The organism is Peteryoungia rhizophila (genome assembly GCF_004912145.1).
In the GTDB taxonomy this organism is placed as follows: domain Bacteria; phylum Pseudomonadota; class Alphaproteobacteria; order Rhizobiales; family Rhizobiaceae; genus Allorhizobium; species Allorhizobium rhizophilum.
Genome location: NZ_STGT01000002.1, coordinates 667248 through 683145, shown reverse-complemented (window position 1 = coordinate 683145; position 15898 = coordinate 667248). Strand labels below are relative to the sequence as shown.

The following is a 15898-nucleotide window of genomic DNA, read 5'->3' as shown; positions in this document are numbered from 1 at the left end:
GGGGCCTTAAGCGCCTCCGCTGAACCCTTCCATCCTCGAAACGAAAAACCCCGCCTCGAAAGGCGGGGTCGTTGTTTCCGTATCCAGTCTTTGCTGAGGCGCGGATCGCGCCCCTGCCTCAGATCGCCTGATAGGCGGCGACGATCGCTGTTACCTGGTCGTCGTTGAAAGCCTGGATCTGGGCCGTGGTCAAGGCCAGGATCTGGTCGCTGGTCAGGTCACCGATGTCGTCGGTGGAGAGACCGGCAATCGCTGCGGTGTTGATCGCTGCGATGTCCTCGGTCGAGAACTCGAGCAGATCTTCAATCGCCAGGGCACTGATTGCTGCCGAGTTGAGCGCCGCGACCTGGGTCGAGGTCAGAGCCTCGATCTGGTCCGTGGTCATGGCGACCAGCTGGTCAGTGGACAGAGCTCCCACAACTCGCGAGCCGAGTGCTGCAACCTGATCCGTCGAGAAGGACACGAGGCCGTCGGTCGAGAGGCTCTGCGCCTGTGTCGATGTCAGGGCTGAGATCTGAGCCGTAGACAGGCCGTCGATCTGGTCGGAGGTCAGGCTTCCAACCTGAGCGGACGTCAGGGCGGCCATCTGGGTCGAAGTGAGCCCCGTGAGCTGCACCGAGGTGAGTTCGGCGAAGTTGTCGGTCGACAGTGCCGCGATCGTCCTTGAGCTCAGAAGCGCAAGTTCGGCCGAGGTGAAGGTTGCCATGTCTTCGGTTTCGAGGCCGGAGATGGCAGCCGTGCTGAGCGCTGCGAGCTGACCGCTCGAGAGCACGCCGATCTGCTCGGACGTCAGCGCCGTCACCTGGTCGGAGTTGAGGCTTGCAAAGACCCGTGTTCCGAGTGCGGCGATCTGATCGGTCGAGAACGAAGCGAGGTTCTCGGTCGACATGGCAGCAACCTGGGCGCTGGTCAATGCGCTGACCTGCAGCGTATCGAGACCGTCGATGTCGGCCGTAGTCAGCACCCCGATCTGAGCCGTGGTGACTGCGGCAACCTGGCCCGTCGTCAGTCCGGCGAGCTGGGTCGAGTCGAGAGCAGCGAAGTTCTCGGTCGACATGGCGGCCAGAGCCCGGGAATTGAGGGCTGCGACATCCAGCGGCGAGAAGGTCGCGACATCTTCGGTCGAAAGTCCAGCGATGCCTGCGGAGCTGATCGCTCCGAGTTGCGCCGTCGACAGATAGTCAAACTGGCTGGACGTCAGCGCGGCGATCTTGTCGGAATTCAGGCTGGCGATACCCGCCGTTGCCAGGCCCGGCAGCTGGACAGAGGTCAGTGCTGCAAGACTGTCGTTGGAGAGAGCCGCAACCTGCGTCGACTTCAAGGCCGCGAGCTGAGCGGAACTCAGACCGGTCACCGTGGTGCTGTCGAGTGTTGCGACCTGGCCGGTCGTCAGCGCGGCAACCTGGGCTGTCGTCAGACCCGAGAGCTGAGCCGAGTCGAGGGCCGCAAAGTTTTCGGTGCTCAGGGCAGCCAGCGTGCGGGTCTGGAGAACCGCAAGCTCAGCAGAGTCGAGCGTTGCGAGGTCTTCAGTCGCGATGCCGGCGACTGCAGCCGAGCTCAGCTGCGAAAGCTGGAGGGTCGACAGAGCGGCAAACTGTGCCGTGTCGAGGGCCCCGATCTGGCTGGAGGTGAGCGATCCGACGGCGCGGCTGGAAATTGCCGCGATCTGATCGGTATCGAGGCCGGCAATGGCGTCCGTCGACAGGCCGCTGATGGCTGAGGACGAGATCACCGCAATCTCGTCGATCGAGAAGGTGGCGATATCGGCGGCAGACAGGGCGGCGAGATCGGCAGAGCTCAGAGCCGCGATCTGACCAGAGGTGAGCGCCAGAACCTGATCGGTGCTCAGTGCATCGAGCTGGTCCGACGTCAGGGCACCCACGGCGCGGGAGTTGAGGGCCGCGACCTGGTCGGTCGAGAGCGAGGCGATGTTCTCGGTCGACAGTGCCAGGATCTGAGTGGAGCTGAGGACGCCTGCCTGGGCGGCCGTCAGACCGTCGATCTGGGTCGAAGTCAGTGCACCGAGCTGAGCGGTCGTCAGCGAGACGACCTGTGAGGTCGTCAGGCCTGATAGCTGCAGGCTGTCGAGCGATGCGATGTTATCAGTCGAGAGCGCCGCGATGGCCCGGGAGTTCATGACTGCGAGATCGGTGGATTCCAGCCCGTCAAGATCTTCGGTCGTCAGACCTGCGACAGCGGCGCTCGAGAGAGCTGCGAGCTGCGCCGTCGTCAGGACGCCGATCTGGACGGACGAGAGTGCTGCAACCGCGTCAGAACCAAGGGCGGCGACGGCGCGGGTGTTAAGAGCCGCCACCTGGTCCGTGGAGAGCGAAGCCAGCGATTCCGAGGTCAGAGCACGGACCTGCGAGCTGGAGAGCATGGCCACGAGAGCCGTGGTCAAACCGTCGAGCTGGTCACTGATCAGTGTGGCGACCTGCGCGGTGGTCAGAGACGTGACCTGGCCGGTCGTCAGCCCCGAAAGCTGGGTGCTGTCGAGCGAAGCGATGTTCTCGGTCGACAGTGACGCGAGAGCTCGGGAGTTCAGGGCCGCGAGGTCCGTCGAAGCGAGACCATCGAGGTCTTCGGTCGTAAGGCCGGCGACGGCGACGCTCGACAGGGCAGAGAGCTGGGCGGTCGTCAGAACACCGATCTGGTCGGAGGTGAGTGCTGCAATCGCGTCAGAGCCGAGGGCTGCCACGGCGCGCGTGTTGATCGCAGCCACTTGGTCGGTGGAGAGCGAAGCAAGCGCGTCGGCGGTCAGAGCGCGGGCCTGCGAGCTGGAGAGCAGGGAGACGAGAGCCGTGCTCAGACCATCAAGTTGATCGCTCTCGAGTGTGCCGATCTGTGCAGTCGTCAGTGCTGTGAGCTGACCCGAGGTCAGGCCGGAGATCTGGGCCGAGTCGAGCAGAGCGACGTTGTCCGTCGACAGGGCTGCGATCGCGCGGCTGTTGAGCACTGCAATCTCGGAAGAAGTCAGGGTGCCGATGGCATCCGTGTTGAGGCCACGGACCGCAGCCGAGGTCAGAGATGCCAGCTGAGCTGTCGAAAGGGCACCGAACTGGGCCGAGTCGAGGACGTTGATCTGGTCGGATTTCAGCGAGGCGATAGCGCGCGTGCTGATCGCACCCAGCTGTTCCGTGCTGAGAGAGGCAACCGCATCGGTCGTCAGTGCACCAAGCTGGGCTGACGAGAGAGAGGCGACCTGTGCCGTCGTGAAGCCGTCGAGCTGATCGCTGTCGAGCGTGCCGATGATGGCCGTGGACAGGGCTGCGATCTGCGCCGACGTCAAACCGACGAGCTGGGCCGAGGTGAGCGTTGCGAACTTGTCGGTGGAGAGGGCAGCGAGCGAGCGGGACTGCAGGGAAGCGAGGTCAGCCGAGTCGAAAGTCGCCAGATCTTCGATCTCGAGAGCACGGGCAGCCGTGGAGCTGATCGCGCTGAGCTGGGCCGTCGTCAGGACGCCGATCTGTGCCGAAGTCATCGCGGCGATCTGGGTGCTGTCGAGAGCAGCCATGGCGCGAGTGTTGATTGCGGCGATCAGGTCGGTCGAGAGTGCGCCGATCACGGCCGAGGTGATCCCGCGGATGGCGGCGGAGCCCAGGGTGGCGAATTCGGCGGTGGAGAAGGTGCCGAGATCTTCGGACGACAAGGCAGCCAGGTCGCTGGAAGTGAAGGCCGCGATCTGGGCAGACGAGAGGGCCTGGATCTGATCGCTGGTCATCGCGGTGAGCTGGGCGGTCGTCAAAGCGGCGACGGCGCGGCTGCTGAGCGCGGCGACCTGATCGGTCGACAGCGAAGCCACATTGTCGGTTCCGAGTGCGACAACCTGAGCGGAGCTGAGTGCCGCGACCTGGGCCGTGCTCAGACCATCGATCTGGGCGCTATCGAGGACGGCCACCTGAGCGGTGGTCAGCGCACCGATCTGGTTGCCGGAGAGTGCCGTCAGCTGTTCAGAGGTGAGAGCAGCAACATTGTCGGTCGACAGGGCTGCCAGGGTACGGGAGTTGAGCGAAGCGAGTTCTGTCGACGAGAAAGTGCCGACATCTTCGACCTCAAGGCCCTTCACGGCCGCAGAGCTTAGCGCTGCGAGCTGCGAAGTGGTGAGAGCAGCGACCTGGTCACTGCTGAGTGCCGCGACCTTGTCGGACGTCAGGACCGCAACGACGCGGGTGCTCAGACCTGCGACCTGCTCGGTCGAGAGCGACGCCAGGGTCTCGCTGGTCAATGCCCTCATCTGGACGCTGGTCAGGCCCGCGAGCTGAGCCGTGCTCAGGCCGTCGGCCTGATCGGAACTCAGCACTGCGATCTGGGCGGTTGTGAGTGCGCCAACCTTCGCAGCCGTCAGGCCGGTGAGCTGGGTCGAGTCGAGCGATGCGAATGCATCGGTCGAAAGGGCGGCCAGGCTCCGAGATGCGAGAGCAGCCACACCTTCCGAAGAAAGCGTATCGATGTCGTCGGCGCCGAGACCCTTGACGGCGATCGAGCTGAGGGAAGCGAGCTGGCCGGTGGTCAGCACATCGACCTGACCGGTGGAAAGTGCTTCAACCTGCGTCGACTTGAGGACTGCGACAGCGCGGCTGTTCAGTGCAACGATCTGTTCGGTGGAGAAGGAAGCGAGATTGTCGGTCGACAGGGCCGGGATCTGGCGCGAGGTGAGCGCCGAGATCTGCAGCGAGGTCAGACCGTCGATCTGGGCGGACGTAAGGTTGGCAATGACGGCGGTCGAGAGCGATGCGATCTGCGCCGTGGTCAGGCCCGAAATCTGATCGCTGTCGAGAGCTGCAAAGCTTGCGCTTGTCAGTCCGGCGAGCGCGCGGGTGCTGAGCACCGAAAGTTCGGCGGAAGTCAGCGTTGCAATGTCTTCGGCTTCGAGGCCGGCGAGCGCCAGGCTGCCGAGAGCGGTGAGCTGGGCGGTGGAGAGCGCGTCGAACTGCTCCGAGGTCAGCGCGGTCACCTGCGTTGAGGTCAGTGCGCCGAGGACGCGGCTGCTGAGCCCGACCATCTTGGCACTGTCGATGACAGCGAGCTGGTCGATCGTCAGGCCGCGAACGGCGACGCTCGAAAGAGCACCGAGCTGGCTGGAGTTGAGACCATCGAAGTCGTCGGTCTGCAGGGCGCCGACCTGAGTGGAGGAAAGGGCCGCGACCTGAGATGTGCTCAAGGCAGCAACGTCGTCGCTGGTGAAGTTAGCGATCGTCGCAGTGGACAGCGACTTGATCTGGGTAATGCTCAAAGAAGAGATAATCGAAGTCATATGACGCGCGCCTTCAACGTTTGCGGTTGGCCGTTGCATTCCTTGCCACCGATCGGGGGGAGCACATGGGGCGCCTCACCGTCACGACCTCAGGGAGCATCCTGCGCCCTGAGTGGCTGCTGTCCGTTAAGAGGCGACCGTCTGGTAACGCCTCTGAACGGTGTCCTTGCGGACCAAAATTTTGCTGGAACATGGCTCGACCGAGCCTGGCGTTGGAGAGGGCATCATGCAGCAGAGTTGATCTCTGCTTCCCACACCTTGGAGAGGTTCATGCCCGATCCGGGCACGGACCTTGTCTCACCGCCCCGCGAACTAACGGATGTGATGAGACGAGTCTTACCCAGATGATTAGGGCTCACACTCTAATTTTCTATTAACGGAGCACCCTGGAAGTCAGTGGTCTATTCTTGGCAGCGAGTTACGTTTCTCCTGCCTTTCCTAAAGTTCTATCGCCAAGACCAAGTGATTTGGCAAATCTCAAGATACAGCGGGATGCGGTCACGCAAGCCCAAAGCAAGCTAGGCCGAATAGGTGTTCTTCAGACGCCGCTGCGCGGGAACGAAACATGGCCCAATGGCCGCCAACAGATGTGATGTCGATGGTGATACATACAGCATTCGCCCCGGAGCAGAACGCACAGCTTTCAGCCGCATCGGAGAAGGCAAGGCGCCAGACGCTTTCCCTGCTTGAGGTTTTACAGCTCGCAGAACAATGGGGGACTGCCGGACAGGCAGCTCTCGCTGCCGAACTCTACAAGACCTGGACCGCCTTCAACGACCAGAGCCCGCTTCTTCATCTCGCCTTCTTCAACTATTCCGTCATCCTGAAGCAACTCGGCGACACGTCCGGCGCCATCAACGCCTTGAAGGCCGCGCTGAAGGCCTCTCCGCTGATGGGCCAGGCGCACATCAACCTCGGCCGCACCTACGAGGATTGCGGACTCGGTGCCCAGGCGATCCAGCAGTGGCGCAACTACGTCGACGCGACGGCGGAAATCACTCCTGACAAATCAGTCCACCGCCTGATGGCGCTGCAGCACATCGGACGCGTCATGGAAAGTGCCGGCCTTCTCGAGGATGCCGAGACCGCCTTGTGGCAGGCGATCGAACTCAGGCCCGACAAGCCGGAGGCAGGCCAGCACTGGATTTCGGTGCGCCAGCATCAGTGCAAGTGGCCGGTGGTCCAGGGCTCTGAATTCGTGACGAAGCGCCAGATGCTCGATTCGATATCGCCGCTGCCGCTGGCCTGCTATGCAGATGACCCCCTGTTCCAGATGGCCAAGGCCTATCGCTACTACAAGATGCTCGCCGGCCGGCCGGAACCTCAGCATCTCAACAAGCCGGAACCGCGCAAGAAGACCGGCACCGGCCAGCGTCTGCGCATCGGCTACGTCTCCTCCGACCTCCGCGATCACGCCGTCGGCTTTGCGCTGAGCGAAGTCCTGGAACTGCATGACAAGTCTTCGGTCGAGGTCTATGCCTATTACATCGGCGAAGCGCGCACCAACGACGCGACCCAGATCCGCATGAAGGCCGTCATCGACGTCTGGCGTGACGTCACCGCCATGTCGGACATCGAGGCCGCCAAGCTGATCATGGACGACGAGATCGACGTGCTGGTCGACGTCAATGGCTACACCAAGCTCGCCCGCACCAAGATCTTCTCCTACCGCCCTGCCCCGGTCATCGTGAACTTCTGCGGCTATCCGGGCACCATGGCGAGCCCGGTGCACCAATACATCATCGCCGACGAGCAGATCATCCCGCCCGGCAACGAGATCTACTTCACCGAGAAAGTTCTCCACATTCCGTGCGACCAGCCGGTCGACCGCAAGCGCGTCATCGGCCCGCGGCCGACCCGCACGGAAGTCGGCCTGCCCGAGGATGCCTTCGTCTTTGCCTGCTTCAACGGCATGCAGAAGATCACGGCAGCTGTCTTCACCCGGTGGATGGCCATTCTGAACGCAACGCCCGGCAGCGTGCTCTGGCTGCTCGGGGGATCGGATGCCGTCAACCAGCGCCTGCGCGACCTGGCGAAATCTGCAGGTGTCGACGCTGCGCGCCTCTACTTCGCCTCCAAGGTTCCGAACCCGAACCATCTGGCCCGAATCGCGATCGCCGACCTCTTCCTCGACACCTTCCCCTATGGCGCCCATTCGACGGCGTCGGATGCGCTGACCATGGGCCTGCCGGTGCTGACCGTTCCCGGCAAGACCTTTGCATCCCGCTTCTGCAGCAGCATCGTAAAATCGGCCGGTGTTCCTGAGCTGATCTGTGCAGCTCCGGACGAATACGTGGCAAAGGCGATCACACTGGCGAAGGATAAGGCAGCACTCGGCCAGATCCGGGCCTCGCTGCAGGCGCAGCGCGAAACCTGCGCGTTGCGGGACATCCCCCGCCTCGTGCGCCGCCTGGAAGAACTCTACTGGCAGATGCAGGGCGAGCGGGAGCGCGGCGAGACGCCGGTGCCTGATCTCTCCAACATGGACATGTATTACGAGATTGGTGCGGAGCTCATGCTGGCCGAGGTCGAATTCGAAGACGAGGCAGCCTATCGCAAGCGTTACAGCGACCGGATCGGCAACTGGCACGATTTCCATCCGGTCCCGACCGACACACGCCTTTGGTCCGCCAACCGGACCTGAGCTGCCGTGAGACGGCTGCCAGCCTCATGACGTGTGTCGCGCCCGAATGACCGGGCGCTGCCTGATTTGCCAAATGAACATACTGTTGCTGTGGCCCAGAGGGCTGCGATCCGAAGGGTAAGGGACACATGCAGGAAAAGTATCAGCATTATGAGACGCTGGTCGGTGAAGTCGAAAACACCATCGCGAAGATCCGCGCGCTGCCGATCTCGAAGTGCTACGACACCCAGTATCTCGAACTCGAATTCATCCCGAGCCTCGGCCTGAACAACGAGTTTCTCGAACAGCAGCCGGCAGAGCTTTCGCCCTATTTCGGCAAGGGCCTGCACCTGTGGCAGTATCCATCGCAGCTCGCGCGCTACCTCGTCTGGCTCGCGCACAATGCCCGCGAGATCCGCACCTTCACCGAGATCGGCTGCCGCTGGGGCGGCACCTTCATTCTGGTCAACGAGTGGCTGAAGAAGATCGGCGCGCCGCTGGAATTCTCGCTGGCCGTCGATCCGATCGAACCGACGCCTTTCGTGAAGAAATACATCGAGATCTCCTCGACTCCGGTACACTACATCAAGAACTTTTCCACTTCGCCGGAAGTCATCGACTACATCTCCATGCTGAAGCCCGACATGGTCTTCATCGATGGCGACCACTCCCTGCAGGGCGTGATGTTCGATCATCTCCTGGTGCGCAAGACCGCAAAGATCATCGTCCATCACGACGTGGCCTCCCAGGCATGCCCGGGCACCTCGGTCTTCTGGAGCTATGTGAAGCAGGCCGAGTCGGACTTCTTCGCCTGGGAATTCACCCAGCAATACCCATCGGTAAACGGCAACTTCCTCGGCATCGGCGCTCTGAAGCGCCTCTGACCGGGGCAAGGCCCTCCATCTGTTGCCGATCGCTTAGAGGAATTCATGGCACCCGTCATTCTAGTCACATTCGCCGGCCGGGAACACCGGATGCAGATCCTCAACAGCTATGTCCGCAAGGCCATGGCGGAAGGCCTGATCGACGAGTGGCACATCTGGGACTTTACCCGCGCACCATCCGACCATGACTGGGTGACGCGAGAGTTCGGTCCCGTCCGCTACATGGGCGACAATGTCGGCTATCAGCATCGCGGCTCGGTCAAACGGACAGCAGCGATGCGGATCGGGGCGCGCATCACCAACGACCTGCACCTCGCACTGATGCCGAAAAACGATCCCGGCAGCTTCTACGAGATCGTTGTCGGCGGCTGGAACAACAACCAGTCCGTCATGCGCAAGCTGTCGCGCGCGCAAATCACCGATTTCGACCGATCCCAGGCGCCCACCGCCTGGGCGCGCACGACGCCCGGCGTCCTGTCACCCGGCCGCGTCAACGACATCGTGCTCAACATCGACGCTGCGGGTATTCCGGACCTGATGGTGAACGGGGTCAGTGTCGGCCGCTGGCCGGACATCGTCCTCGCCGAGGGTGCCGACGTCATGGTCCGTGGTGGCTGGGGCGGCGATCTCGAACTCACGGATGCCAACGCCCCCGTCCGCCGCTACATTGGCAATCCTGGCGATCAGATGCCCTACTTTCAGGCCTACCAGTATTACGCCAAGCGCTTGCCCGATTTCGCCGACGCTCTTTTCCTGAAGTGCGACGACGACATCGTGTATGTCGACCTCGATGGCTTGGCTGGATTCATCGACCATCGCCGCAAGAACCCCCACTACTTCGTGACCTCGGCCAATGTCGTGAACAACGGTGTCTGTGCCTATTTCCAGCAGGTCTCCGGTGCCTTGCCGACTTCACTCGGCCATTTCGAACGCCCGCCGGGCGGTTTCGGCGGCACGCTCTGGACAGATCCGGACAAGGCCAACAACCTGCACGACTTCTTCCTGGCGGCGCCTAAGAAAGAGCTTCCGCTCCCCTCGAAGGTCGTCGACTGGCAGGAACGCCAGTCGATCAACTTCATCGCCTGGCTCGGCCGCGACCTGCAGCACATGGCCTTGGCAAGAGGCGACGACGAGAAGATGCTGACGGTCGACCTGCCGGCTTTCCTGGAGCGTCCAACGGCGATCTATTCCGACTTCACGGTCAGCCACCTGAGCTTCGGCCCGCAGGAACAGGGCGTCGACGTCAACCGTCTGATCGCCGCCTATGATAAGCTCATGCGGGAAAAGCTGGCGCTCTGACGGCATCGCAATTCGACCGGCGGGCAGGCCCGCCGGACCAGACAGGAACGGATGAGGCACGGCAGGCCGCAATGGCTGGAACCCCGCCCACCCCATAAGCTCGAGGAACATCCAGGTGACGGCACAGGGTCAGAAAATCGGTATCGTCGGCGCGGGCCTGTCCGGCGCCGTCATTGCACGCGAATTGGCGGAAGCCGGCTTCGAGGTCGAGGTCTTCGATACGCGTCCGCATATCGGCGGCAACTGCCACACCGAGCGCGATTCCGACACCGGCGTTATGGTCCATATCTACGGCCCGCACATCTTTCACACGGATGACGCGGAAGTCTGGGACTACGTCAACGGCTACCAGACCTTCCTGCCCTACAAGAACCGGGTGAAGACCACGAGCCAGGGCCAAGTCTATTCACTGCCAGTCAATCTGCACACGATCAACCAGTTCTTCGGCAAGACCTTCCGCCCCGAGGAGGCCCGTGCCTTCATCGAGGCACAGGCCGACAAGACGGTCACGGATCCGCAGACTTTCGAGGAGCAGGCGCTCCGCTTCGTCGGCCGCGATCTCTACGAGGCCTTCTTCAAGGGTTACACAGAGAAGCAGTGGGGCTGCTCCCCGACCGACCTGCCGGCCTCGATCCTGAAGCGCCTGCCCGTGCGCTTCAACTACGATGACAACTACTTCTTCCATAAATTCCAGGGCATGCCGGAAAACGGATATACCGACATGATTGAAAAGATCTTCGACCATCCGAAGATCAAGGTGACGCTTGGCCAGCACGTCGATCCGCGTGCGCCGCATGACTATACCCACCTGTTCTACTCCGGTCCGCTCGATGGTTACTTCGGCTATGAATTCGGCCGCCTCGGCTATCGCACGCTCGACTTCGAGCGCTTCACCTATCAGGGCGACTATCAGGGCTGCGCCGTCATGAACTACGGCGATGCCTCGGTGCCCTATACCCGCATCACCGAGCACAAGCATTTCTCACCCTGGGAAAGCCACGAGGGATCGGTCTGCTACCGCGAATTCTCCCGCGCCTGCGGCGAGGACGATATTCCCTATTATCCGATCCGTCTCGTCGAGGAGAAGGCGCAGCTGGCGGATTATGTCGCCCGCGCCAACGAGGAGACATCGGTCACCTTCGTCGGGCGACTTGCAACCTATCGCTATCTGGACATGGATGTGACCATCCGCGAAGCTTTGGATACGGCCCGCCTCTTCCTTGCCAAGGCAAAGGATGAGGCCGCCATGCCCGCCTTCGTCCATTCTCCGCTCTGAGCAGGAAACCACGCATGACTGCCACGCCCATCCTCGTCGTCGGCGGCGCCGGCTATATCGGCTCCCACACCTGCCTCGCACTCTCCGAGCGCGGCTACCTGCCTGTTGTCTACGACAACTTCACCTCGGGTCATCCGGAATTCGTCAAATGGGGCCCGGCCGAACAGGGCGACATCCGAGACAAGACGCGCCTCAAGGAAGTGCTCGCCAAATACCAGCCGAAGGCCGCCATGCATTTCGCCGGCCTGATCGAGGTCGGCCAGTCCTTCAAGGAGCCGGAGCACTTCTACGACGTCAACGTCTCGGGCACGCTCAGCCTGCTGCAGGCCTTGAGCGAAGCCGACATCCGCAACTTCGTCTTCTCCTCGACCTGCGCCACCTATGGCGCGCCGGAATATTTGCCGCTCGACGAGAAGCACGGCCAGAAGCCGATCAACCCTTACGGCCGTACCAAGCACATCGTCGAGCAGGCGCTGGGTGACCTGAACCTCTGCGGCCGCATGCGCTCTGTCATGCTGCGCTATTTCAACGCCGCCGGCGCCGATTTCGAAGGCCGCATCGGCGAGTGGCATTCGCCGGAAACTCATGCGATCCCACTCGCGATCGAGACCGCACTCGGACGCCGTGAATTCTTCTCGATCTTCGGCGAAGACTACGACACCCGCGACGGCACCTGCATCCGCGACTATATCCACGTCAACGATCTCGCCGACGCCCATGTGCGCGCGGTCGAGTATCTTTTGAACGGCGGCGAGACGATTGCCATCAATCTCGGCACCGGCAATGGCACCACCGTCAAGGAACTGATTGAAGCCATAGAGACCGTCTCCGGTCGCCCCATGCCGATCAAGCGCACAGAGCGCCGCCCGGGCGACCCGCCAGGTCTCGTCGCCAGCAACACACTCGCCCGCGAGGTTCTCGGCTGGGATCCCAAGCACGGCATCGACGACATCATCCGCTCCGCCTGGAAGTGGCACTCGACCTTTAACGGCCATTCAGACTGAACAGCAGCGACCTTGGGCCTACGCCACCAAAAAAGAAGCGTGAGCAGCCAGTCACCATCTCCGGAAACGCTTGACGGCGAATGTTCCCTGGGCTTTTCGTCGTGCAGATTTTGACGGAGCCAGAACCATGCGCGACAGACTGAAGAAGATCCTCTCCTCCAACGCGTGGGAGCGGCTGATCATCTCTGTCATCCTGGTCAATTCGGTCACGCTGGGTCTCGAGACATCCCCTGCGGCCATGCAGGTCATAGGGCCGCTTCTGCTGGCGCTCGACCGTCTCATCCTGGCGATCTTCGTGATCGAGCTCGCCGCGCGGCTCTACACCTTCCGCCTCGCCTTCTTCCGCGATCCCTGGAGCATTTTCGACTTCGCCATCGTCGCGATCGCGCTGATACCGGCAACCGGTCCTTTCCAGGTCCTGCGCGCGCTGCGCGTCCTGCGTATCCTGCGCCTGATCTCGATCGTCCCATCGCTGCGACGGGTCATCGGCGGCCTGATCGCCGCCCTACCCGGAATGGGATCGATCATCGTGTTGTTGGTCATGCTGTTCTACGTCTCAGCGGTCATGGCGACCAAGCTTTACGGCGCGACCTTCCCGGATTGGTTCGGCAATCTCGGCGCTTCGACCTATTCGCTCTTCCAGATCATGACGCTGGAAAGCTGGTCCATGGGCATAGTCCGGCCGGTGATGGAAGTGCATCCCTATGCCTGGCTGTTCTTCGTGCCCTTCATCCTGCTCAGCACCTATTCGGTCCTGAACCTCTTCATCGGTGTCATCGTCTCTGCCATGCAGGAGCAGAGCATGGCCGACACCGACGCGGACCTGAAGACCCTGCATGTCGACAATGCCGACCTGCTGCGCGAAATGCAGGCTCTGCGGTCCGAGATCGCAGCGCTTCGGGCCGAAAGAGCATCGACCGGAATGTGACGGACAAGGCGCGGCGGCCGTTTCCGCCGCCCTTTACCCCCGCAGGCCCGGCGCCTCGTGGCCGGTGCGCTCGACATACTCAGTATAGCCGCCGCCATACTGGAACACGCCATCAGGCGTGATCTCCAGCACGCGGTTCGATAGAGCGCCGAGGAAGTGCCGGTCGTGGCTGACGAAGAGCATGGTGCCCTCGAACTGCGACAGCGCCTTGATCAGCATTTCCTTGGTGTCGAGGTCGAGGTGGTTGGTCGGCTCGTCGAGCACGAGCAGGTTCGGCGGGTCGAACAGCATGATCGCCATGACCAGACGCGCCTTCTCGCCGCCTGACAGCACCCGCACCCGCTTGTCGATGTCGTCACCGGAAAAGCCGAAGCAGCCGGCGAGCGCGCGAAGCGGCGCCTGCCCGGCGCGCGGGAAGGTCGTTTCCAGCATGTCGAAGATCGTCAGTTCCCCGTCGAGCACATCCATCGCATGCTGGGCGAAATAGCCCATCTTGACGCTGGCGCCGATCGACACCGTGCCGGTATCCGGCGTGGAATCGCCCGCAACCAGCTTCAGAAGCGTCGATTTTCCCGCCCCGTTGATGCCCATGATACACCAGCGCTCGCGGCGCTTCACCATGAAGTCGAAGCCGTCATAGATAACCTTGTCGCCATAGCGCTTCGACAGGCCCTTGACGCTGACCACGTCGTCGCCGGAACGCGGAGCCGGCTGGAATTCGAAATTCACGACCTGGCGGCGCTTGGGCGGCTCCACGCGGTCGATCTTCTCCAGCTTCTTCACCCGGCTCTGCACCTGGGAGGCATGGGACGCGCGGGCCTTGAAGCGCTCGATGAACTTGATCTCCTTCGCCAGCATCGCCTGCTGGCGCTCGAATTGCGCCAGCTGCTGCTTCTCGTTCTGCGCCCGCTGGCCCTCGTAGAATTCGTAGTCGCCGGAATAGCTGTTGAGCTGGCCGGCATCGATCTCGATGATCTTGTTGACGATGCGGTTCATGAACTCGCGGTCGTGCGAGGTCATCAGGAGTGCGCCCTCATAACCTTTGAGAAATTGCTCGAGCCAGATCAAGCTTTCTAGATCGAGATGGTTCGACGGCTCGTCGAGCAGCATCACGTCCGGACGCATGAGCAAGATGCGGGCGAGCGCCACGCGCATCTTCCAGCCGCCGGAGAGAGCGCCCACGTCGCCATCCATCATCGCCTCGGAGAAGGAAAGACCTGCCAGCACTTCACGCGCCCGTCCATCAAGCGCATAGCCATCGAGCTCCTCGTAGCGCGCCTGCACCTCGCCGTAGCGCTCGATGATCGCATCCATCTCGTCCATGCGGTCAGGATCGACCATGGCGGCTTCGAGTTCGCGCAGCTCGGCTGCCACTTCGCTCACCGGCCCTGCCCCGTCCATCACCTCGGCAACGGCGGAACGCCCGGACATATCGCCGACATCCTGGCTGAAATAGCCGATCGAAACACCCTTATCGACGGAGACCTGCCCTTCGTCGGGCTGTTCGCTGCCGATGATCATGCGGAAGAGCGAAGTCTTGCCGGCACCGTTCGGACCGACGAGACCGATCTTCTCGCCGCGATTGAGCGCGGCTGAAGCCTCGATGAAGAGGATGCGGTGGCTGAGCTGCTTGGAGATGTTTTCGATGCGGATCATGAGAGGGGCGCCTGCTGGAAATCGGCGCCGTTATGGCATGGTAAGGGCCACATGTCCCCTGCTTTTGTTGCAGAGCGGCATCCCGACTGCGCCGGATTGCCACGGCATCGGCTCCCCCGTTGCAACACGGGAACGAAAGGGAGAAAAGACTGTCAGTCGAAGGACCCGATGATGAGCGAAGAAACGATTACCCTTTATGAAGCGATTGGCGGCGACGAAACCGTCAAGGCGCTGTCCCGCCGCTTCTACGAGCTGATGGACACGCTTCCGGAAGCGGCCCACTGCCGGGCAGTTCACCCACCGGATCTGACCGGCAGCGAAGAGAAATTTTACGAGTATCTCACCGGCTATCTCGGCGGTCCGCCGATCTACATGCAGAAGCGCGGTCATCCCATGCTCAGGCGCCGCCATTTCGTTGCCGAAATTGGCCCGCTCGAGCGGGACGAATGGCTGCTGTGCTTCCGCCGCGCTTTGGACGAAACCATCACTCATCCCAAGCTGCGCGAAGTCATTTGGCCGCCGATCGAGAAGCTCGCCTTTCACATGCAGAACAAGGAGTAGGCCGGATGCCCATTCTGCGCGACAATCGCTGGGCGGCAGTAGCGGCAGGACTGATCGGCGCGGCCGGCGTGGGATTGGCGGCTGCCGCAAGCCATGCCGGCGGCGAAGCTTTGCTACGCCCGGCGTCGACGATCTGCCTTGCTCACGCACCGGCCCTGATCGCCCTTGCACTGGCAGGAGATAAGATCCGGGTCTCCGATCTTGCCGCTCTGGGAATGTCGATTGGAACGCTGCTGTTTGCGGGGGATCTCGTTGCCAGGCACTTCCTTGGCACCGGTGTATTTCCAATGGCAGCGCCCACCGGCGGCATGACACTCATCGCGTCATGGCTTCTGCTTGCCATCAGCGCCGCAATGCCAACGCGACGCTGAGGCTGTACCGGAAGTCCAGCCAGCCTCTCTAAGCTCGCGAAA

The 15898-nt window shown here is 62.3% G+C and carries 10 protein-coding genes; 8 read left to right on the top strand and 2 right to left on the bottom strand.

Features of this window, described 5'->3' with window-relative positions; genetic code table 11:
* Nucleotides 1–118 precede the first annotated feature (118 nt).
* Complete coding sequence (locus tag E9677_RS09145; RefSeq protein WP_136557781.1) at nt 119–5254, bottom strand: beta strand repeat-containing protein; 5136 nt, start codon at nt 5252–5254, stop codon at nt 119–121.
* Between the two features lie 598 nt (nt 5255–5852).
* On the opposite strand from E9677_RS09145, the gene E9677_RS09140 reads away from it, so the two are divergent.
* The 6 genes from E9677_RS09140 to E9677_RS09115 all read left to right on the top strand — a co-directional run bounded on the left by E9677_RS09140 (nt 5853) and on the right by E9677_RS09115 (nt 13268).
* On the top strand, nt 5853–7898 hold the full coding sequence (locus E9677_RS09140; RefSeq protein WP_136557780.1) for an O-linked N-acetylglucosamine transferase, SPINDLY family protein: 2046 nt from the start codon (nt 5853–5855) through the stop codon (nt 7896–7898).
* A 128-nt stretch (nt 7899–8026) separates the two neighbouring features.
* A complete protein-coding gene (locus E9677_RS09135) occupies nt 8027–8761 on the top strand; it encodes a class I SAM-dependent methyltransferase (RefSeq protein ID WP_136557779.1) in 735 nt (244 codons plus the stop codon).
* 45 nt (nt 8762–8806) lie between these two features.
* Nucleotides 8807–10060: a DUF6250 domain-containing protein gene (locus E9677_RS09130; RefSeq protein ID WP_168801156.1), complete on the top strand. Its 1254-nt coding sequence runs from the start codon at nt 8807–8809 to the stop codon at nt 10058–10060.
* Between the two features lie 115 nt (nt 10061–10175).
* Nucleotides 10176–11336, top strand: a complete 1161-nt coding sequence (gene glf / locus E9677_RS09125; RefSeq protein WP_136557778.1) for a UDP-galactopyranose mutase — start codon at nt 10176–10178, stop codon at nt 11334–11336.
* Nucleotides 11337–11350: 14 nt separating this feature from the next.
* A complete protein-coding gene (gene galE / locus E9677_RS09120) occupies nt 11351–12340 on the top strand; it encodes a UDP-glucose 4-epimerase GalE (RefSeq protein WP_136557777.1) in 990 nt (329 codons plus the stop codon).
* A gap of 127 nt (nt 12341–12467) precedes the next feature.
* Nucleotides 12468–13268 (top strand): ion transporter, encoded by an 801-nt coding sequence (locus E9677_RS09115; RefSeq protein ID WP_136557776.1) that lies wholly within the window; start codon nt 12468–12470, stop codon nt 13266–13268.
* A gap of 33 nt (nt 13269–13301) precedes the next feature.
* On the opposite strand, the gene E9677_RS09110 is transcribed toward E9677_RS09115, so the two are convergent.
* Nucleotides 13302–14924 (bottom strand): ABC-F family ATP-binding cassette domain-containing protein, encoded by a 1623-nt coding sequence (locus tag E9677_RS09110; RefSeq protein ID WP_136557775.1) that lies wholly within the window; start codon nt 14922–14924, stop codon nt 13302–13304.
* Nucleotides 14925–15095: 171 nt separating this feature from the next.
* Here E9677_RS09110 and E9677_RS09105 point away from each other — a divergent pair, with 171 nt between their 5' ends.
* Both E9677_RS09105 and E9677_RS09100 read left to right on the top strand, forming a co-directional pair.
* Nucleotides 15096–15485, top strand: coding sequence for a globin domain-containing protein (locus E9677_RS09105; RefSeq protein WP_136558131.1), 390 nt, complete (start codon nt 15096–15098; stop codon nt 15483–15485).
* Nucleotides 15486–15490: 5 nt separating this feature from the next.
* The gene (locus E9677_RS09100) at nt 15491–15856 is read left to right on the top strand and encodes a DUF423 domain-containing protein (protein ID WP_136557774.1); all 366 of its coding nucleotides are present in this window, start codon (nt 15491–15493) and stop codon (nt 15854–15856) included.
* Nucleotides 15857–15898 lie beyond the last annotated feature (42 nt).